This is a genomic window from Enterococcus sp. 12C11_DIV0727 (assembly GCF_002148425.2).
In the GTDB taxonomy this organism is placed as follows: domain Bacteria; phylum Bacillota; class Bacilli; order Lactobacillales; family Enterococcaceae; genus Enterococcus_L; species Enterococcus_L lemimoniae.
Genome location: NZ_CP147248.1, coordinates 3,510,603 through 3,531,380 on the forward strand (window position 1 = coordinate 3,510,603; position 20,778 = coordinate 3,531,380).

Sequence of the window (20,778 nt, forward strand, 5' to 3'; positions counted from 1 at the left end):
AAATATTTTTAAACATAATTTCATTAACGTTTTTACATTTGTTCTGACCTCGTGTATTATACAATTATATTGGAAAGCGTTAACCATTATAACTAAAATTTTTGGGCGAGTTAATTTGGAAGAAACGAATGTAGTTGTTGGTAAAATGAACCGACCGACCTTAGCTGAGCAAAGGAAGCAATGGTTCAAGGAATTTATGAAACCGTTTTTGGTCGTTGTGGTGATTTAAATCACGATGTATATGATTCGTAATAACTTTAAAGCAGCACAGCCATTATTAAAAAGTCAATTAGGTCTTACAACGACCGATCTAGGTTATATTGGTTTTGTCTTTTCGATTGTCTATGGGTTTGGTAAATTTATTGTTGGTTATATTGTAGATGGCAAAAATACGAAGAAAATTTTGTCTATTTTGTTATTATTATCTTCGATCACTGTTTTATGTATGGGGATCCTTTTTACCATGAATAATGTTCCGATGGGATGGATCGTTGTTTTATGGTCATTGAATGGCTTGTTCCAATGTGTAGGTGGGCCAAGTTGTGCTTCAGTGATCACACAATGGACAACAAGAAGTAATCGCGGTCGCTAAATTGGGTTATGGAATGCCTCACATAATATTGGCGGAGGTTTTGCTGGGATTTTTGCAGTTTGGTGTGCAACAACATTCTTTAAAGGACAAGTTGCCGGAATGTTCATTATTCCAGCGATCGTAGAAGCTGTGGTGGCAATCGGCACATTTTTCATCGGTAAAAATAGACCAGAAGATCTGGGCTGGAATTCAAGTGAGGAAATCTTTGATGAACCGGTTGAAAAAGCAAATGTAGATGCAGAAAATTTAACAAAATGGGAGATTTTCAAAAAGTATCTTTTAACCAATCCGTATATTTGGGTTTTATGTGTGGCCAATGTGTTTGTTTATATCGTCCGAATCGGGATCGATAACTGGGCACCATTATATGTAACCGAACATTTGAACTTCTCACAAGAAGCTGCGGCACAAACGATTTTCTATTTTGAAATGGGTGCCTTGATTGGATGTTTAGCTTGGGGATACATTTCAGATTTATTAAAAGGTCGTCCAGCTTTAGTTGCTACTGTCAGCACAATTTTATTACCGATCGGAATTATTGGGTATCAATTAGGAACAACAGAATTTGTGATCAATGCTTCATTATTTATGTTGGGGATGATGGTCTTTGGTCCTCAGTTATTGATCAATTTATCGATGTTAGGCTTTGTGCCTAAAAAAGCAACGGTTGTTTCAGGTGGACTATTGGGCGCCTTTGCGTATCTCTTTGGTGATTCAATGGCTAAAATTCTTTTAGCTAAAATTTCTGATCCTTCTAAAGATGGCGTGAATTTCTTTGGACATGTTTTACATGGTTGGAATGATACATTTATCATCTTTTATATTTCAATAGTGATCATCGCCATTCTATTAGGGATCGTAGCATTGGCAGAAGAACGAAGAAGAAAACAAGTAAAGGCATAAAGGTGGAATAGACAAATGAATATACAAATTACAAATTTTAGAGATCTAGGTGGCATCAAGAACAAAGCAGGTAAAGTCGTCAAAGCGAATAAATTACTACGCTCAGGTCATTTAGTCAATTTAGATCAAGCGACGCAAACAGCTTTAGTTGATCAGTTCAATCTAACAAGAATCATTGATTTTAGGCGTGGTTTTGAAATCAGTGAATCACCAGATACGCCAATTGAAGATGTGGAATATGTCAATTTGGACCTACTTGGAAAAATGAATGCTAAAAATTCTAGCTTAGCTGACTTTGCCAAGTTAAAGTCAATTGAAGCTGTTGATAAACATATGTTAGGTGTTTACGAAGACTTAATTTTGAACTCAGGTGCTCAAGAAGGGTTTACAGAATTCATGGAGTATATTTTAGCAAATAAAGCAGGATCAACGATTTTCCACTGTTTTGCTGGTAAAGATCGGACAGGCTATGCTTCAGCCTTGTTACTTTTATTATTAGATGTTGAAAAAGAAGAAATCTATAAAGATTTTTTGATTACAAATACAGAAAGAAAACAAGCGAACGATGAGTTGATTCAACAGTTTAGAAAACAGGGATTTGGTGAGGAACAACTAGAATCATTAGCTACGGCACTTTATGTTAAAGAAGACTATTTAAATCATGCCTTCAATTTGATCGAGAAAAATTTTGGGACAGCAGAAAAATATGCTGCTGAATGTTTGAACTTTGATCAGGAAAAATTAATGGAACTAAGAAGAATCTATCTAGCTGACTAAAAAGAGTGATTTGTCTTCCTTGTTTGTTCTTGCTATAATGGGCTTAAATAATTAGGAACGGACAATGAGTATGGATAAAGAAAAACAACAGCTTAGTATCGAAGTCGCAAGACTCTATTATCAATCTTCACTTAGTCAGCAAGAAATAGCTGAAAAACTAAATGTTTCACGTCCAACGATTTCGCGACTTTTAAATTATGCAAAAGAAAAAGGGTATGTTCAAATCACAATTTTCGATCCTTTTTCCGATTTATTTGAAATTGAAAAGAAGCTAAAAGAAAAATATGGTTTAGCAGAAGTTCATGTCGCTTTTTCACCAGATCCAAACTACAATTCTATTTCAGAATATCTAACTTCATATGCTGCTGAATATCTTGAAGATACCATTAAAAGTGGCGATATCGTTGGCGTCAGTTGGGGCACAACGATGCATAAGACTGTCACAAAGATGGATCGTCTGGATGTTAAAGGGGTCGAGGTCGTCCAGCTAAAAGGCGGTATTGCGTATTTTGATGTTAATAATTATGCATTTGAGACAATCACGCTACTAGCTGAACTTTTAAATACAAAAGCCCGGACTTTTCCTTTACCGGTTATTTTAGATAGTAAAGAAGCCAAAGATTTGGTCGTAGTCGATCGCCATATCAGTAAAGCCATCGAGTTGGGGAGACAGGCAAACATTGCAGTATTTACTGTTGGGACCATACAAAGCGAATCATTGCATTTCCGGTTAGGTTATTTTACCGAACAGGAAGAAAAATCCCTCAAAGCCAACGCAGTCGGCGATATCTGTTCTAGATTCTTCAATGAAGAGGGACAAATCAGTGATGCAGAGATCAATAGTCGCACAATTGGTATCGAACTTGAAGAACTGAAGACTAAAGAAAAATCAATTTTGATTGCTGGTGGAGATCGTAAAATCAAAGCGATTCATGGTGCACTAACGGGTGGCTATGCGAATGTTTTGCTGATCGATAAATTTACAGCAATGAAGTTGTTAAAGCACTAAACTTATATTTGGTTAGCGGAGTAGGCAATAGTGGCTACTCTTTTATAAATACTTATCATGAACGAAATTTCATGTATTTAGAACGGAATTTCGGAAAGGGAGAGTAAAATGAACGTAAACAAAATGATCGACCACACATTACTAAAACCAGAAGCAAATGAGGAAGCATTATTAATGTTGATCGAGGAAGCGAAAAAATATGAATTTGCTTCAGTTTGTGTAAATCCTTACTGGGTTGCTTTAGCAAGTAAAGAGCTAGCAGGTACTTCAGTTGAGATTTGCACAGTGATTGGATTTCCTTTAGGTGCAAACACAACGGCAGTCAAAGCCTTTGAAGCAGAAGATGCTATTAAAAATGGTGCAACAGAAGTTGATATGGTCATTAATGTCGGTGCCTTGAAATCAGGCGATGAAGAGACTGTGTTAAAAGACATCGAAGCAGTTGTTGCAGTAGCGAAAGGAAAAGCATTAGTTAAAGTAATTCTTGAAAACTGTTTGCTAACTGATCGAGAAATTGCAGTAGCCTCAAAATTATTTGTCCAAGCAGGAGCCGATTTCGTTAAAACGTCCACTGGTTTTTCAACTGGAGGAGCTACGATCAAAGATGTTGCATTAATGCGCAAAACGGTTGGCCCTACTATTGGTGTTAAAGCCTCAGGTGGTGTTCGTACAGCAGAAGATGCTAAAGCAATGATTCATGCTGGTGCATCAAGAGTTGGTGCAAGTTCAAGTGTTGCAATTGTTGATGCAGCAATTAACGATACAACAGGCGGCTATTAAATTTTAAACAATTGAGATCGTGGGGTACAGAATATGAGAATGGTAGACATCATTGAAAAAAACGCAATGGCAAAGAGCTAAGTAAAACGGAAATCGAATTCTTTATTGAAGGTTTAACTAACGGAACGATTCCAGATTACCAAGCAAGTGCTTTTTTGATGGCAGTTTATTTCCAAGATATGTCAGATGAAGAAAGAGCAAATTTAACATTGGCAATGGTTCACTCAGGCGACGTGATCGATTTATCCAATATTGAGGGAATCAAAGTAGATAAACATTCAACAGGTGGTGTCGGAGATACGACAACCTTAGTTTTAGCGCCACTCGTGGCCGCACTTGATATTCCTTTTGCAAAAATGTCAGGACGCGGCTTAGGTCATACAGGTGGTACGATCGATAAATTAGAGGCTTTTGCAGGATTCCATGTAGAGTTAACCGATGATGAGTTTACCGAAATGGTTAATCGCGATAAAATCTCAGTGATTGGTCAATCAGGTAATTTAACACCAGCTGATAAAAAATTGTATGCGTTAAGAGATGTGACGGCAACGGTTAGTTCGATCCCGTTGATTGCTAGCTCGATCATGAGTAAGAAAATCGCAGCTGGAGCAGATGCAATCGTCTTAGATGTTAAGACGGGAGCGGGTGCTTTTATGAAGACTGAAGAAGATGCCGCTGAACTTGCTTCTGCGATGGTTAGAATCGGTAATTTAGTGGGGAGAAATACGATGGCAATCATTTCTGATATGTCACAACCGCTAGGAAATGCAATCGGTAATTCTTTAGAAGTCCAAGAAGCAATCGATACACTACATGGCAATGGACCAGAAGATTTAACGGAGCTTGTTATGACTTTAGGTAGCCAAATGGTCGTTTTAGCAGGTAAGACTGATTCCTTAATAGAAGCGAGAGAATTATTAAAAGGCGTCATCAATGATGGTTCGGCTTTAGTTAAATTCAAACAATTTATTAAAAACCAGGGTGGTAATCCGGAATGGGTGGATGATCCTAGCCTATTGCCACAAGCTAAATTTGAAATAGAGGTTGTAGCTGACTCTGATGGCGTTGTTTCAGAAATCGCTGCAGATAATATTGGGGTAGCTGCAATGAAACTTGGCGCAGGTCGAGAAACAAAAGAAGGTGATATTGATTTGGCGGTCGGCTTGATTTTAAGAAAAAAAGTTGGCAGCCAAGTGAAGAAAGGCGAAAGCTTAGTTACAATTTTTGCAAATCAAGAAAACGTTTCTGACGTTACTGCGATGATCAAGGAGAATATCCGAATTGGGGCAGAAGTTCCAGAGAGTAAACTAATCTATCGTGAGATCCATAGTTAGTCTAAAAAAATAAAAATAAAAAGTGCTTGTTTCATATATAGAAAAGGTTGGGATGTGACTCGGTGAGAGTGCTGCTCAAACCTTTTCTTTTTTGATTTAAAACTAACTTTCTTCCTATTAAATGTAGTCAAAATCAACAGATGTAAAAAATAAATGAGTGATTACCCTTGAGGACTACCTAAAATTCATTCTTAAGTCCTATGACAAACAACAAAAAAGAAGGCATAATAGGTACATAAGGAAAACACCCTCGGGTGAAAAATTTGCTAAGGAGGCAATTTCCATGAAAGAAAGAGAAAGAGTATTAGACTTAGTTAAAAAAGGTATCCTATCTTCAGAGGAAGCTTTAGTATTATTAGAAAACATGGCCACAGAAAAAGATGAGAAACAAATCAAAAAAGCTGCTGACCAAGTAAATGTAACAAATCCAACTGTTGACACAAAAGAAAATGATAAAGTCGTAGATTTACTAAATAAGCTAGAAAATCAAAAAGAAGCTGAGATCGTTGAACCAGAAATTTCTGACGAAGAGGTCAAAGCAAAAGAAGCGCAAGATCATGAACGTTTAGAAAAAATTCTAGATGATCTAGCAACGGAAGCGAATCGGACATCTGTAGAATTAGATGAAGTTAATGCTGAAATCGCTGGTGTCAAAGAAGAAATTAAAGAAGCGCAAGAAAAATTAATGGAATTAAATACTAAAGAAGAACTAAGTGAATTAACTAATGAAGATTTAGATGTTAGAGCATCATTAGAAGCTGAAATTAAATCATTAGAAGATGCTTTAGATGAACAAATTCAAGAAAAAATTACTTTAGAAGCAGAGTTGAAAAATATTCGTAAAGAACAATGGTCAGAAACCAAAGACCGTGTCACATCAAAATTTGATATTCCAGATGATTGGAAAGATCAAGCAACCGATACAATCAATCAAGTCGGTGAAAAAATGAGTGAAGCAGGTTCTCAATTAGGTTCATTCCTGAAAAAAACATTTAACTCATTTTCCGAAACAATGAATGATAATATGGAATGGAAAGACGTAAGCTTCAGAGTTCCAGGTGTAGCGACAACCAAATTTGAACATGAGTTTAATTATCCAGCACCACTTGCAAGTTTGATCGATGTTAAAGTTGCAAACGGAAATATTGTATTCAAAACTTGGGATCAACCAGATATTAAAGTAGAAGGAAAAATCAAACTTTATGGTAAAATGGATGCTGAAACACCACTTGAAGCATTCTTAGAAAGAAGTCAAATCGATGTGGATGACGAAGTGATTTCCTTCCAAATCCCTAATAAACGTGTACGTGCAGACTTGATTTTCTATTTACCTGAGCGGACGTTTGATCATGTATCTATCAAATTATTGAACGGAAACGTATCTGTTGAATCTTTAAAAGCAAAAGATGTTTACACTAAATCAACGAATGGCTCAATCACATTCAATAAAATCGATGCAACAATGCTTGAAATCGAAGGTGTAAACGGTGATATCAAGGTTTTAGATGGTGAAATTTTAGACAATATCATCGAAACTGTCAATGGTACAGTAACAATTGCTGCTACTCCTCAAACAATCGGTGTTTCATTGATCAATGGTGATGTTCGCATCACAGCGAAAGAAAAAACATTACGTAAAGTTGAGGCAAGTTCAGTCAATGGGAATGTGAAAATTGCGCTACCAACTGAACTAGGCGTTGAAGGTACAGTGAAAACAAGTCTAGGGAGTATTAATAGCCGTTTGAGTGACTATGAAGTGATTCGTGAGAAGAAAGAAAGAACCAACCAATTACTACAATTTAGACGATTGAACGAAGAGAATATGGCGCAAATCAATGCTTCTACAACAACAGGAAACATTTATTTAAAAGACACAGATAAATAGATGCGTAGAACTTGATACTTTGAACTTGTGTTGATTTCTATTTGATAGTTGAGAGGATTACTCTTAACTATCAAATAGAAAAATTAAAAGAAAAAAAGGATGATTCTTCATCCATTCTATTGTAAAATCTAAGAGATGTGAGGTGAAAGAAATGAAAAGACGATTGACGAAATCTCCTAATAATGTGGTACTAACAGGAACCCTAGCAGGAATTGCTGAATGGTTAGGAATTGATCCAACGATTGTACGTGTGATTTATGTAGTAGCCAGCTTTATCTTTATTGGCAGCCCAATTGTATTATATATTTTATTGGCTGTACTGATACCTTCTGGTAGAGTTAGAAACAATGGTTATGGTCATCAAAATCCATACAATCGAAATACCCGTAATGCAAATCCGTATGCTAATGAGCAAAAACAAAGAAAACAAGCTGAAAAAGTGAATGACGATGACTGGAGTGACTTCTAATGACTTACTTTCAACGTCTGATCGTTAACACGTTGACATTTGTTTCACTCTCAGTGATTTTTCCGAATATGATATATGTAAGAAGTATTTGGATGGCGATTATCGCAGCGTTTGTTTTATCTATCTTAAATATGTTGGTAAAACCAGTATTGACGATTTTATCCCTTCCCTTTACTTTGCTTACATTTGGTCTATTTAGTTTTATTGTGAATGCTGCAATTTTAAAGATGACTTCTTCTTTTGTTGGAGAAATGAATTTCGGTTTTTCCAGTTTTGGAGCAGCAATTCTAATGGCAGTGATCATGTCTTTGGTCAATATGATCGTTAGTGAACGTAATTTAGATAAATATAGTGAATAAGGATAAGACCCAAACGAATGTGTTGGGTTTTATCCTTTTATTTTTTTAGTCAAAGGGGTCGTCAATAGCGACTAAGTGGCATTCTTTATGATGGTTAATATAACGATAAAGAATATTGATAAAATCAACTTGATCTTTAGAAAATTGTTGAATAGTTGTAGGCTTTTTAGAGGGTATTTTTTTTTTAGCTAGTTCATTAGGTGTATATTTACTAAAAGTCTGTTTTGTCAGGATTCGCTCGTGAACAACAAGACCTTGATAAAGTAAATAGTATTTTACTTTTGAACCAACTGGAATAGATAATAGCTGCCAATTCGTTTGGCTGGCTAGAACAAGTTTTTTATTTTGGTTAAAAAAGCGAGTAAGAAATTGCCAGTCTTCTCGTAATTTTTGAGCTTTTTCAAATGAATGATTTTCAGCAGCTAACAACATGGCTGCTTCTAGACGTTTTTGTGGTAGTTGATTGTCTTGCGTAAAGGCACCTAATAGTTCCATAGTGGAAACAGGTTGAGCTAGTGGTGTGGTAGTCTGTTGAGAAAAAGAGTGTTGCCAATAGTTATTTTGGTTTAGTCCATATAAGTTTTCTAAAATTTGTTTTAATTCAGAAAGTTTCCGATTGATTGAAAAAGGGCCGAAGCAATTTTTATTAGTCGGAATCGATAAAATGTTGAGTGAGAGTTCATCATTATCTGTGTTGATCTCAAAATAGTTATATTTTTCAAATGAATTCATTTGTCGATTATAAAAGGGGCGGTACTCTTGAATAAGGCGGCATTCTAACAACAAGGCATCAAGTTCAGTCGCCACCTCAATAACCTCAAAATCAACTAGTTGGCGGATCATCCATCGTGTCTTGCTGGAGTGCTGTTTATTTTTAACGAAATAACTACTAACGCGATCACGTAATTTTTTGGCTTTCCCTATATAAATAATCGTTCCTTGTTTATCTTTCATTAAATAAACGCCAGGATTTAAAGGTAGATTTCTCGCTTGTTCCTTTAAAAGATCATTCATTCGCAATACCTCCTAACAGCTGTTTTCGATAAGATACAAATTAAGTATACAAACTAATTTGGGATAGTCAAACATCAGTTGAAATAAGATTTAGATTTAAGTTCAGAATAAAACTGAGGCAATCTTCCTAATAGCTAGAAACTTCCCACCTGAAATGATAAAATGGTACGAGTAGAGAACTGGAAAGGAATGGAAGATAGATATGGAAGAAGTTGTAAAAATTCATCAACTGGTAGAGAAGCTTTCTTTAGAAGTCGTTTATGGCGATGAAGAAAGTTTAAATAGAGAAATCACAACAGGAGACATCTCACGACCTGGACTGGAGCTGACAGGGTATTTTAATTATTATCCTCATAACCGTTTACAGTTATTTGGTAGTAAAGAGATTACTTTTTCTGAACGAATGATTCCAGAAGAACGCTTGATGGTCATGCGCCGCTTATGTGAAAAAGATACACCAGCATTTATTATCTCAAGAGGACTAGAAGCACCAGAAGAAATGGTTCAAGCGGCCAAAGAAAAAGGTTTGGCAGTCTTACGTTCACCCATCTCAACTTCAAGATTATTAGGTGAACTATCAAGTTACTTGGATAGCCGTTTAGCTGCAAGAACCAGCGTTCATGGTGTTTTAGTTGATGTGTATGGTTTAGGTGTTTTGATTCAAGGCGATAGTGGTATTGGAAAAAGCGAAACAGCCTTGGAGTTGATCAAACGTGGTCATCGTTTGATTGCAGATGATCGTGTGGATGTTTATCAACAAGATGAGTTGACAGTAGTTGGCGAACCACCAAAAATTTTACAGCATCTGATTGAAATTCGTGGAATTGGAATCATTGATGTCATGAATCTATTTGGTGCAAGTGCAGTCCGTGGTTTTATGCAAGTACAACTTGTGGTTTATTTAGAGGCTTGGGAAAAAGACAAAAAATATGATCGTTTAGGTTCAGATGATGCAATGGTTGAAATTGCCAATGTGGATGTTCCGCAGATCAGAATTCCTGTGAAAACTGGGCGAAATGTAGCCATCATCATTGAAGTAGCAGCAATGAATTTCCGTGCGAAAACAATGGGCTATGATGCGACTAAGGCTTTTGAGGAACGTTTGACTAGATTGATTGAAGAAAATTCAGGTGTAGAATAGTATCAGGTGTGGTGAAGCGGAACGTTGTTACCATGCGTTATCTAGCTTCAAGAGCTAGCCTTTCGGGAAAAAGATAAAAAATAAATGAGGCAAAAAGCGCCACAGTTATTTTTTCCTATTTTCCTGTGAAGGCTGAACGAGCTCTTTCAGCTTTTGCTTTGAAACACAGTGAAAGAAAAGAACTGATGTTGAAAAGTACAAGGTGAAGCGAAGCGGAACGTTGTTACCATGTGCTATCTAGCTGCACGGGCTAGCTCTTCGGAAAAAAGATAAATTTTGAATGAGGCAAAAAGCACCTCAGTCAAAATTTCCTATTTTTCAGTCAGAGCTGAACGAGCCCGTTCCGCTTTTAGAATAGGAGGAAGCCAAATGTTAGGTCAAGTAAATCCAGTAGCGTTTAATCTTTTTGGGATATCTGTTTACTGGTATGCAGTTATTATTGTTTCAGGGATCGTACTAGCTGTTTGGCTAAGTAGTCGAGAAGCAGTTCGCGTCGGGTTAAAAGAAGATGATGTGATTGATTTTATGTTATGGGGATTACCAAGTGCGATTATTGGTGCTCGTCTGTATTATGTGATCTTTCAGTGGCAGGATTATGTCGATAATCCAATTGAAATTATTTTGACTAGAAATGGTGGTTTAGCAATTTATGGTGGTTTGATCGGTGGAGGGCTGGCATTGTTTTTCTTCACTAGACATCGCTTTATTTCAACATGGACCTTTCTAGATATTGCAGCACCCAGTGTGATTTTAGCGCAAGCAATTGGACGATGGGGTAATTTTATGAATCATGAAGCGTATGGCCCAGCCACTACAAGAGGATTTTTAGAAGGACTACATTTACCTAAATTCATTATTGATAATATGAATATTGATGGAACGTATCATCAGCCTACGTTCTTATATGAATCTGTCTGGAATGTCTTGGGATTTATTGTCTTGGTTCTGTTAAGAAAAAAGAAGGATTTCTTAAAAGAAGGCGAAGTTGTTTTAGGTTATGTCATTTGGTATTCTTTCGGACGCTTCTTTATTGAAGGGATGAGGACAGATAGTCTATATGCATTTGGCAGTATTCGTGTCTCACAATTGTTTTCTTTGGTCCTATTTTTCGGAGCAATTGCAATTTTAATTATTCGTCGTAAAAAAGGCTCGATACCATTTTACAACCGTGAAAAAGGAACAGTAAAAAAAGCCGATTAGAACTGCCCATTATGGTCTAGCTATGTTAAACTATTAAGTGGGTATGAAAGTTATACAATTAGTAATTTAGTCTGTTTATTTAAAGGGGATATAAAGTGACGATCTAGATTTTCGAGAAATTGATATTCTTCAGTCAGAGCGAAATGATTCGTTCAGCTTTTCTATGATCTAGCATTACGAACTAGCTCTTCGGAAAGAAGATAAAAATTGAAGGAGTCAAAAAGCGACTCAATCAATTTTTCCTATCTTTCTGTCAGAGCTGGGCAAGTTCGTTCAGCTTTTCTATGATCTATCTTCACCGAATCAGCTCTTCGGAAAATAGATAATCTTTACATGGAACAAAAAGCGTTCCCTGTGCAGATTCCTAATTTTCAGTCAGAGTTAAACGATTCGTTCAGCTTTTCTATTTTGAAAGGAGTTTTTCACCAATGAAACAAAAAGTTGCTGTTTTAGGTCCCGGTTCATGGGGAACTGCATTGGCTCAAGTTTTAGCAGAAAATGGGCATGAGGTTCGGATATGGGGGCATAATAAAGCACAAATTGATGAAATCAATACTCACCATACGAATCGGCATTATCTTCCCGATTTAGTAATTCCAGAATCGATTCAAGGGAAAATGTCGTTGGAAGAGTGTATTGCTGATGCAGATGCAGTTTTGTTCGTTGTTCCGACTAAAGCGATTCGAACGGTTGCACAAGAATTTAAAGCAAAATGCCAAAATCAGCCATTGATCATCCACGCCAGTAAAGGGTTGGAGCAAGGGAGTCATAAACGGATATCTGAAATTTTGATGGAAGAGATTCCATCAGAAAAAAGGCGCGGCGTAGTTGTTTTATCTGGACCAAGTCATGCAGAGGAAGTAGCAGTTCATGATATTACGACGATTACTGCCGCAAGTGAGGATTTAGAGGTAGCGACATATGTTCAACGTCTGTTTATGAATGATTATTTTAGAATTTATACGAATGACGATGTTATTGGTGTTGAAACGGGAGCGGCTTTGAAAAATATCATTGCGTTAGGTGCTGGAGCGATTCATGGTTTAGGTTTTGGAGATGATGCAAAAGCTGCGATCATGACACGTGGTTTAGCTGAAATCAGCCGTTTAGGTGTAGCTATGGGGGCTAATCCTTTGACTTTTATTGGTCTAAGCGGAGTTGGTGACTTAATCGTTACATGTACTAGTGTTCATTCACGTAATTGGCGTGCAGGGAATTTGCTTGGCAAAGGCCATAATTTGGACGAAGTTCTTGAGAATATGGGGATGATTGTTGAAGGAGTTTCGACAACTAAAGCAGCCTATGAGTTATCTCAACAATTAAATGTCGATATGCCGATTACGACAGCAATTTATAACGTATTATATGAAGGTCAAGATGTCAAACAAGCAGCAAAAGAGATCATGTTGCGTGACGGTAAAATGGAGAATGAATTTTCCATATAATTTTTGAGGAGGCCAATTGGCATGAAAGTAAAAAAAGCGGTGATTCCAGCAGCTGGTCTGGGAACAAGGTTTTTACCAGCAACAAAAGCGATGGCAAAAGAGATGCTGCCAATCGTAGATAAACCAACGATTCAGTTTATCGTTGAAGAAGCGTTAGCATCAGGAATTGAAGATATTTTGATCGTTACAGGAAAAGCAAAACGTCCAATCGAAGATCATTTTGATGCAAATTTTGAATTAGAAAGTAATCTTCGCGAAAAAAATAAAACAGACTTACTAAAATTAGTAGAAGAAACAACGGATGTTAATCTGCATTTTATTCGCCAGTCTCATCCAAAAGGCTTGGGACATGCTGTCTTACAAGCAAAAGCTTTTGTAGGAAACGAACCTTTTGTGGTTATGCTAGGCGATGATATCATGGAAGATAAAATTCCATTATCAAAACAATTAATGAACGATTATGATGAAACACATGCCTCGACGATTGCAGTTATGAAAGTGCCTCATGAAGAAACATCAAAATATGGCATTATTAATCCAGAAGCTGAAGTTTCTAAAGGATTATACAACGTCAATAATTTTGTTGAGAAACCAACACCTGAAGAAGCACCAAGTGATCTAGCGATTATCGGTCGTTATTTGTTAACACCAGAAATTTTCCATGTATTAGAATCGCAAAAACCAGGCGCTGGTGGTGAAATTCAATTAACCGATGCCATTGATACCTTGAACAAAACACAACGTGTATTTGCTAGAGAGTTTACTGGTAAACGTTATGATGTAGGGGATAAATTTGGCTTTATGAAAACAAGTATTGAATATGGCTTAGTCCATCCAGAAGTGAAAGACAATCTACGTGACTATATCATTGAATTGGGTGCTGAATTAGCAAAAGAAGATGCACCAAAAGAAAAATAATTAGAAGTTGTTTCTAGATTTTTTTCAGTTGAAGGCAGAACAAATATGTTCTGTCTTTTTTTATTAAATCAATATGGAGACCTATACTATAAATTGTTATAATTAAAATAACAAAGCCAACTGAATAATTTGTGAAAAAGAGCAGTTGGTGTTATTCTAAGAACATGAAATAATTGATGGAAGGAGCAAGAATATGACAGGTGGAGAGGTTGCAGCGATAATCGCTGCAGTGGCGTTTGCTGTATTAGTAGTATTTATTGTTTTGGTATTGATAAAAATCGGTAAGACCGCTGAACGAGTTACTACGACAGTTGATGAAGCAAATAAAACGATTGAGGTCGTAACAAAAGATGTTGATATTTTATCTAGGCAAGTAGAGGGGCTTTTAGTAAAAAGCAATGAATTGCTGGATGATGTCAATAAGAAAGTAGCAACGATCGATCCATTGTTTGCAGCAGTTGCTGATTTAAGTGAAAGTGTTTCTGAGTTGAATTATTCTAGTAGAAATTTACTAGGAAAAGTTGGTGCAGTTGGGAAATCAACAGCTAAAGCAGGTGTTGTCGGTAAAGTAGGAGGAGCAGCTTTTCGTGCTTTTCGACCAAAGAAAACATCAAAAACAAGTGAATCGGTTAAATAATAAAAGATAATGGAGGAATAAACATGGCAAAAAAAGGCGGATTTTTTTTAGGAGCAATTATTGGTGGGACAGCAGCAGCCGTTGCAGCTCTTTTATTAGCACCAAAATCGGGTAAAGAATTACGTGAAGATCTAGCAAATCAAGCAGATGATTTTAAAGATAAAGCATCAGATTATACAGATTATGCTGTGCAAAAAGGTTCTGAATTATCATCGATTGCAAAAGACAAAGCAAGTGTGCTAGGGGAGCAAGTAGGCGATTTAGCTGGCAATGTCAAAGATAAGACAAAAGCTTCTTTAGATAAGGCTCAAGGCGTTTCAGATACAGTCTTAGAATCATTTAAAAAGCAAACAGGTGATTTATCTGATCGCTTTAAGAAGACTGCTCAAGACGTGAATGATCAAGTTGATGAATTAGGGGATATCGCAGAAGATGCTTCAGACGATATTTTTATTGACGTTAAAGAGTCAGCAAAAAAAGCGAAAGAAACTGTGTCAGAAGGCGTTTCTGAAGCAAAAGAAGTAACGAAAGATGTTCCTGAAAAAGTAGAAGCAGCAAAAAAGGAAACAAAGCAAGCTGCTAAAGAAACAGTAGAAGAAGTTACTGGCAAGTAGAATCTAAAAAAGCTGGCATTCTAATTAGAGTGCCAGCTTTTTTCTTGTTATTAGTCGATGATCATTAATTCTTTTGGCGTTTTTGTAAAGGCTTCACAGCCTGTTTTAGTAACATGTAGGCAATCTTCGATGCGTACACCGACTTTTTCTGGAATATAAATACCTGGTTCAATTGAGAAACACATACCTTCTTCAATTACCAGTTCATTACCAGTGACTAGAGACGGATATTCATGTACTGTAGTCCCAATACCATGACCTAGACGATGGTTGAAATATTCACCATAACCGTAGCCACTGATAACACCACGGGCAATTTCATCTAATTCACCTGCGGTAATCCCTGGTTTCACAGCATCCATTGCTTTTAATTGTGCTTCTAGTACGATGGAATAGATCTCCTTTTGGAAATCAGTTGGTTCTTGATAGGCGACAGTTCGTGTAACATCACTACAATAACCATTGTACACGACACCTAGATCAAATAAAACCAAGTCTTGTTTCGCAACAGCTGTACTTCCTGGATTACCATGTGGACTCGCACCATTTTTCCCAGTTAGAACAAGTGTGTCAAAACTCATTGAACGAATTCCTTGGCGTTTTAATTGGTATTCGATTTCAGCTAGGATTTCTTGTTCTTTAGCCCCTTCCTTAATTGCTTTAAAACCGATTTCTAAAGCAACATCAGCCCAATTACCTGCTTCCATCAAGGTAGCTATTTCAGATGGAGTCTTTAATAATTGCAGTTTTTCAATGACAGGTGTAACACTCGCTGAAAAATCACTAGCAGGGAAGTAATGTTTTAATCGATCAAACCGCGCAACAGTCAAGGCTTCTTTTTCAGTTGCAATTTTACTTGGATTACCACTTTTTTTAATTAATTGGGCAATTTTTTCCCAAGGATTTTCACTATCAAGATAGCCGTAGACTGGATAAGCCCAGGAGCTCTTTTGAGCATCTTCAACTTCTAAAGCTGGTGTAAATAGAAATGGATCATGATTTAATGAAATAAATAAGGCTAATACTCGTTCATGAGGGTCACTTTTATAGCCTGAAAAATAGGCAATATGTCCAGGATCGCTAATATACGTTAATTCGACATTTTCTTTGGCCATCCATTTTTTTAGTTCGTTGATTTTTTCTTGATTCATAAATATCCTTCTTTCTTTTAAAACTGATTAAGATAAAACTTATCTTTATCATACCACGAAACGAGGTAAAGCGCTTTTTGAAATATCGAGTAAATTTTCATGAAAATAGGATAAAACGGTTGCAAAAATAAAATAATTCTGCTATTCTTAGTGAGAAATGTAAACAGCGTTTTCAGAAAACGAAAACAACTATAACTATTTAGGAGAATAAACATGGAAAAACAAACAATTACGATTTATGATGTTGCTCGTGAAGCAAATGTATCCATGGCGACTGTATCTCGTGTAGTCAATGGCAATCCCAATGTAAAACCTGCTACACGAAAAAAAGTGTTAGAAGTAATTGATCGCTTAGATTACCGTCCCAATGCTGTAGCCCGTGGCTTAGCAAGTAAAAAAACAACAACTGTGGGTGTTATTATCCCTGATGTTAGTAATATCTTTTTTGCTTCTTTAGCTCGTGGGATCGATGATGTTGCAACAATGTATAAATACAATATTATTTTGGCTAACTCTGACAGCAATGATCAAAAAGAAGTCAATGTATTGAACAATCTTTTGGCAAAACAAGTGGATGGAATCATTTTTATGGGACACCATATTACAGATGAAATTCGTGGAGAATTTTCACGTTCTAAAACACCTGTTGTTTTAGCGGGATCAATCGATCCAGATGAACAAGTTGGCAGTGTCAATATTGATTATACAGAAGCAACAAAAGATGCAACGAATTTATTAGCTAAAAACGGTAATAAAAAAATTGCATTCGTTAGCGGTGCATTGATTGATCCAATCAATGGTCAAAATCGTATTAAAGGCTACAAAGAAGCTTTAGCGGATAATGGTTTGACTTATAACGAAGGGTTGATTTTTGAATCTGAGTACAAGTTTAAAGCAGGTATCTCTTTAGCTGAACGTATTCGTAACAGTGGTGCAACAGCTGCTTATGTTACCGATGATGAACTAGCAATTGGTTTGTTAGATGGCATGATCGATGCTGGTGTTAAAGTGCCAGAAGAATTCGAGATCATTACAAGCAATAACTCATTATTAACAGAAGTTGTTCGTCCACGTCTTTCAAGTGTAACACAACCGTTATATGATATTGGTGCGGTAGCAATGCGCTTATTGACAAAATTGATGAACAAAGAAGAAATTGAAGATAAAACAGTTATCTTACCATATGGTATGGATCAAAAAGGTTCAACTAAATAAAAAACATAGTTGAAAGTATCTGTTACTGATCAGCTACACTCCCTACAAAGTAGATTCTAGCATTAAAAGCTAGTATACTTACTTTAGGGGAGTGTTTTTTTGATGAACACTAAATGATATAACTAGAAAAGGAGTGGTAATCGATGAATATGAGAGAAAGAATCATTGCAGGTAAATTATTTTTAGATGATTGTGAAGGCTTGCCTGAAGAACGATTACAAGCTAAAAAAAGAATGATGGCTTTTAATCAAACAGCACCTGATGAATTAGAAAAAAGATTTCAGTTACTAGATGCCATTTTTGGAACAAAAATAAATGCATGGATCGAACCACCATTTTATTTTTGTTATGGTCATAATATCGAAATTGGGGAAGAATGTTACTTAAATATGGGGTGTAGTTTTATTGATGATGCTAAAATTACAATTGGAAATAACGTTGCATTTGGTCCTGGTGTGACGATTGCAACAGTTGGACATCCTATTCATCCTGATTACCGTCGATTGATGTATGGTAGTCCGGTAACGATTGAGAATAACTGCTGGATCGGAGCCAATACGACTATTTGTCCAGGAGTCACGATAGGCAAAAATAGTGTAGTGGGTGCTGGTAGTATTGTAACAAAAGATATTCCAGAGAATTCTGTGGCTGTTGGTAATCCATGTAAAGTCATTCGTAAAATCAATGAAAAAGATCGTACATTTTATTATAAGGATCAACCTCTTTTAGAGGAGGATATAGAAGAGGTCTATCGCTTAAATAATTTAGAGTAACTTAAAAGAGCTTCAAACAAAACAGTTAACCGTTTTGTTTGAAGCTCTAAATTTAATCTAAAAGGAAGTAGGTAGTTAATTATTCTTTTTTTCACTTGAAGAAGGTGTCGTATTTTCTTTTTTAGTATCTTCTTTTTTCTCAGAAGAAGGTGTTGTCGAACCTGAACTTGGCGTTGTTGTTGCATAACGTCCCCAGTAAGCACTGTAGTTAGCATCTGTTCCGCCATAACCAAATTTATATTGGCCTTTAGGCGCTCCATCTTTTGCATAGAAGGATTCAACGTTTGGACCAGGAGCTGTATAAGTACCGCCATTATAAGTAAAAGTACCAGGTTTTTCTCCTGTAAAGCTAGATACATTTGATTTGATCACATCTTTTGAAAGGGTGAATTTCTCACCTGCACCGAATAAGTCAGGTCTGACTGAGTAGATGGCGTTTGCCAGATTTGCTAGATAGGCACTATTTTGATCACCACTATTTGGACTCATAGCAGTGGGGATATCATAGCCTGTCCAAGAACCTAATGTAATTGTTGGTGTAGAAACGACTAGCCAAGCATCTTTATAAGCATTCGTGGTTCCTGTTTTACCAACCCAGTCAACATTTGCAAACGCTGGATTGAGACCTATAGACATATTTTTAAAGGGTGTTGTTATTTTTGAATCTAAGACAGAGCGCATCAGGTCATTCATGATTGATGCTGTTGCTTCAGAATAGACTTGAACAGGCGTATTTTTATGCTCATAAATCACTTTGCCGCTATTATCTGTAATTTTTTCGATCATATAGCCTTTTTGATATTGCCCTTTGTTTGCTAGGGCTTGGAATCCATTTGTTTGAGTAAGAACAGTTGTTTCAACCGAACCAAAAGGAGCTGATTCATAAGCCCAAGCATCACTTGCAGGGTAGTTCATTTTACTTAGATAGTTATTGTAAGAGAAATTGTCGTCACCCATTTGTGCTTTCATTGCTTCATTTAGATGGTAGACAGGAATATTATACGACCATTCTAACGCATGACGTACAGTATCAAAGGTGTTCGTTCCAGAATTTGTGGCATTAGTCAATTCTCCGCCAGTTTTATAAGACATCGGATAATTCGCTAAGCGGCTTTCTGAACCAATCATTCCTTGATCGATTGCAGGTCCGTAAACGGAGATTGGTTTGATTGTAGAACCAACTTGGCGGACGGTATCTAAGGCATGGTTACTTTGGCTGACATTGAAGTCACGACCGGCGATAAACCCAATAATGCGCCCCGTTTTGTTGTCCATCAGAACATTTCCAGTCTCAACGAAACCAGCACCATAGCCATCATCTAGCATGTAGCCAAAGTTTGCGACCGCATTTTGCATAGTATCATAAACTGTTTGATCGATGGTTGACTGAATTGTGTATCCACGATTTTGAATTTCTTTTCGTGCTTGATCTTTATATTGGGAAAGACCTAGTTCATCTAGTGTTTCTTTTTTAACGCCAGCTTTTTCTATATTGATATCCATTACAACATTCGTTGCTTGTTCTAAGACAGCATTATAAAGATAGCTTTCAGTATTTTCATTGGACGCTTCTTGTGGTTGGAAATCTTGTTTTAAGTCATAGTTTTTAGCCGTTTCATATTCTTCTTTTGTGATTGCTTTTTCGCGATACATGCTGAACAACACAAAATCTTTTCGTTTCATACCGTATGCAAGATTCTCATCCGCTTTTAGAGCACCAGTGTTACTATAAGGCGTGTAAATGATAGGGCTTTGCGGTAGACCGGCAATAAAGGCTGCTTGAGGAAGTGTTAAATCATTGGCACTTTTACCAAATAGACCTTTTGCAGCTTCTTCAACACCTGCGATATTCTCACCTTTATTGTTTCGGCCAAAGGGTGAGACATTCAGATAGGTCGTAACGATCTCATCTTTTGAAAAATATTTTTCGATGCGAAAAGCTAAAAGTATCTCGTTGGCTTTTCGTTTGAATGTTGTTTCATCCGTTAAAATTTGTTGTTTGACTAGTTGTTGCGTTAGGGTTGAACCACCAGATGAACCGCCTATACCTGTTGCATCTGAAACAAGGGCACGAATCACGGCTTTGGGAACAACACCTTTGTGTTCTTCAAAGTACTCATCTTCAGTAGAAATAATCGCTTTTTTCAATAGTGGGGAGATGTGCTCTCCATCAACTCTGGTTCTAACTAAGTCAGATTTGATCATAGCGATATTCGTACCGTCAGCGTATGTCATTTTGGAAACCTCTGTGATATCGCTGATTTCCGTCTGAAGTTCTTCTTTAGTAGGTGGTTGAGTGTCTTCCACTAGAAAAGCAAAATACCCCATACCAATACCCATGCCTAAAGCACCACCTAATAGTAGGAGAACAACTGCAAATACAAATAAGGATTGTAGTACACGAATCACGACATTTATAATTAAAAAAATCTTTTTCTTTTCTGGTACCTTCTTAGAATGTTGTTCCGTTATACGGGAATTATCCTGATTGTCCAAAAGCTTCACCTCAATAAAATGATACATTCCGTGATATTATAGCAAAAAAAAGCTATAATGAACAGT

The 20,778-nt window shown here is 36.7% G+C and carries 17 protein-coding genes and 2 pseudogenes; 16 read left to right on the top strand and 3 right to left on the bottom strand.

Features of this window, described 5'->3' with window-relative positions:
• The first annotated feature begins 241 nt into the window (after positions 1 to 241).
• The 8 genes and pseudogenes from uhpT to A5866_RS16795 all read left to right on the top strand — a co-directional run bounded on the left by uhpT (position 242) and on the right by A5866_RS16795 (position 8,108).
• Positions 242 to 1,495, top strand: a pseudogene (gene uhpT, locus A5866_RS16760) (hexose-6-phosphate:phosphate antiporter).
• A gap of 15 nt (positions 1,496 to 1,510) precedes the next feature.
• Positions 1,511 to 2,272, top strand: a complete 762-nt coding sequence (locus A5866_RS16765) for a tyrosine-protein phosphatase (RefSeq protein WP_086444765.1) — start codon at positions 1,511 to 1,513, stop codon at positions 2,270 to 2,272.
• Between the two features lie 70 nt (positions 2,273 to 2,342).
• A complete protein-coding gene (locus A5866_RS16770) occupies positions 2,343 to 3,281 on the top strand; it encodes a sugar-binding transcriptional regulator (protein WP_086445534.1) in 939 nt (312 codons plus the stop codon).
• 108 nt (positions 3,282 to 3,389) lie between these two features.
• Positions 3,390 to 4,061 (top strand): deoxyribose-phosphate aldolase, encoded by a 672-nt coding sequence (deoC, locus tag A5866_RS16775; RefSeq protein ID WP_086444764.1) that lies wholly within the window; start codon positions 3,390 to 3,392, stop codon positions 4,059 to 4,061.
• 33 nt (positions 4,062 to 4,094) lie between these two features.
• Positions 4,095 to 5,395: pseudogene (locus tag A5866_RS16780) on the top strand (pyrimidine-nucleoside phosphorylase).
• Between the two features lie 283 nt (positions 5,396 to 5,678).
• A complete protein-coding gene (gene liaX / locus A5866_RS16785) occupies positions 5,679 to 7,280 on the top strand; it encodes a daptomycin-sensing surface protein LiaX (protein WP_086444763.1) in 1,602 nt (533 codons plus the stop codon).
• Between the two features lie 151 nt (positions 7,281 to 7,431).
• Complete coding sequence (locus A5866_RS16790) at positions 7,432 to 7,749, top strand: PspC domain-containing protein (protein ID WP_086281432.1); 318 nt, start codon at positions 7,432 to 7,434, stop codon at positions 7,747 to 7,749.
• Positions 7,749 to 8,108 carry a phage holin family protein gene (locus A5866_RS16795; RefSeq protein WP_086281106.1) on the top strand — a complete coding sequence of 120 codons (360 nt, stop codon included), beginning with the start codon at positions 7,749 to 7,751 and terminating at the stop codon, positions 8,106 to 8,108. Before A5866_RS16790 ends, A5866_RS16795 begins: the two co-directional genes overlap by 1 nt.
• A gap of 45 nt (positions 8,109 to 8,153) precedes the next feature.
• On the opposite strand, the gene A5866_RS16800 is transcribed toward A5866_RS16795, so the two are convergent.
• Positions 8,154 to 9,122 carry a GIY-YIG nuclease family protein gene (locus A5866_RS16800; protein WP_086444762.1) on the bottom strand — a complete coding sequence of 323 codons (969 nt, stop codon included), beginning with the start codon at positions 9,120 to 9,122 and terminating at the stop codon, positions 8,154 to 8,156.
• A gap of 202 nt (positions 9,123 to 9,324) precedes the next feature.
• Between A5866_RS16800 and hprK the strand changes: the two genes are divergently transcribed.
• From hprK to A5866_RS16830, 6 genes are all read left to right on the top strand, one after another.
• Positions 9,325 to 10,263, top strand: coding sequence for an HPr(Ser) kinase/phosphatase (gene hprK / locus A5866_RS16805; protein WP_086281111.1), 939 nt, complete (start codon positions 9,325 to 9,327; stop codon positions 10,261 to 10,263).
• Between the two features lie 369 nt (positions 10,264 to 10,632).
• The gene (gene lgt / locus A5866_RS16810; RefSeq protein WP_086444761.1) at positions 10,633 to 11,463 is read left to right on the top strand and encodes a prolipoprotein diacylglyceryl transferase; all 831 of its coding nucleotides are present in this window, start codon (positions 10,633 to 10,635) and stop codon (positions 11,461 to 11,463) included.
• A gap of 428 nt (positions 11,464 to 11,891) precedes the next feature.
• Positions 11,892 to 12,908, top strand: coding sequence for an NAD(P)H-dependent glycerol-3-phosphate dehydrogenase (locus A5866_RS16815; RefSeq protein ID WP_086444760.1), 1,017 nt, complete (start codon positions 11,892 to 11,894; stop codon positions 12,906 to 12,908).
• 21 nt (positions 12,909 to 12,929) lie between these two features.
• Positions 12,930 to 13,826 carry a UTP--glucose-1-phosphate uridylyltransferase GalU gene (gene galU, locus A5866_RS16820; RefSeq protein WP_086281124.1) on the top strand — a complete coding sequence of 299 codons (897 nt, stop codon included), beginning with the start codon at positions 12,930 to 12,932 and terminating at the stop codon, positions 13,824 to 13,826.
• Between the two features lie 193 nt (positions 13,827 to 14,019).
• Positions 14,020 to 14,463 carry a DUF948 domain-containing protein gene (locus tag A5866_RS16825; protein WP_086444759.1) on the top strand — a complete coding sequence of 148 codons (444 nt, stop codon included), beginning with the start codon at positions 14,020 to 14,022 and terminating at the stop codon, positions 14,461 to 14,463.
• A 23-nt stretch (positions 14,464 to 14,486) separates the two neighbouring features.
• Positions 14,487 to 15,077 carry a YtxH domain-containing protein gene (locus A5866_RS16830; RefSeq protein ID WP_086444758.1) on the top strand — a complete coding sequence of 197 codons (591 nt, stop codon included), beginning with the start codon at positions 14,487 to 14,489 and terminating at the stop codon, positions 15,075 to 15,077.
• A 50-nt stretch (positions 15,078 to 15,127) separates the two neighbouring features.
• Here A5866_RS16830 and A5866_RS16835 read toward each other — a convergent pair whose 3' ends face one another.
• A complete protein-coding gene (locus tag A5866_RS16835; RefSeq protein WP_086444757.1) occupies positions 15,128 to 16,228 on the bottom strand; it encodes an aminopeptidase P family protein in 1,101 nt (366 codons plus the stop codon).
• A 213-nt stretch (positions 16,229 to 16,441) separates the two neighbouring features.
• Between A5866_RS16835 and ccpA the strand changes: the two genes are divergently transcribed.
• Together ccpA and A5866_RS16845 are read left to right on the top strand one after the other, a co-directional pair.
• A complete protein-coding gene (ccpA, locus tag A5866_RS16840) occupies positions 16,442 to 17,443 on the top strand; it encodes a catabolite control protein A (RefSeq protein ID WP_086444756.1) in 1,002 nt (333 codons plus the stop codon).
• Between the two features lie 143 nt (positions 17,444 to 17,586).
• Complete coding sequence (locus tag A5866_RS16845) at positions 17,587 to 18,216, top strand: sugar O-acetyltransferase (protein ID WP_086444755.1); 630 nt, start codon at positions 17,587 to 17,589, stop codon at positions 18,214 to 18,216.
• Between the two features lie 75 nt (positions 18,217 to 18,291).
• On the opposite strand, the gene A5866_RS16850 is transcribed toward A5866_RS16845, so the two are convergent.
• A complete protein-coding gene (locus A5866_RS16850) occupies positions 18,292 to 20,739 on the bottom strand; it encodes a transglycosylase domain-containing protein (RefSeq protein ID WP_086281138.1) in 2,448 nt (815 codons plus the stop codon).
• Positions 20,740 to 20,778 lie beyond the last annotated feature (39 nt).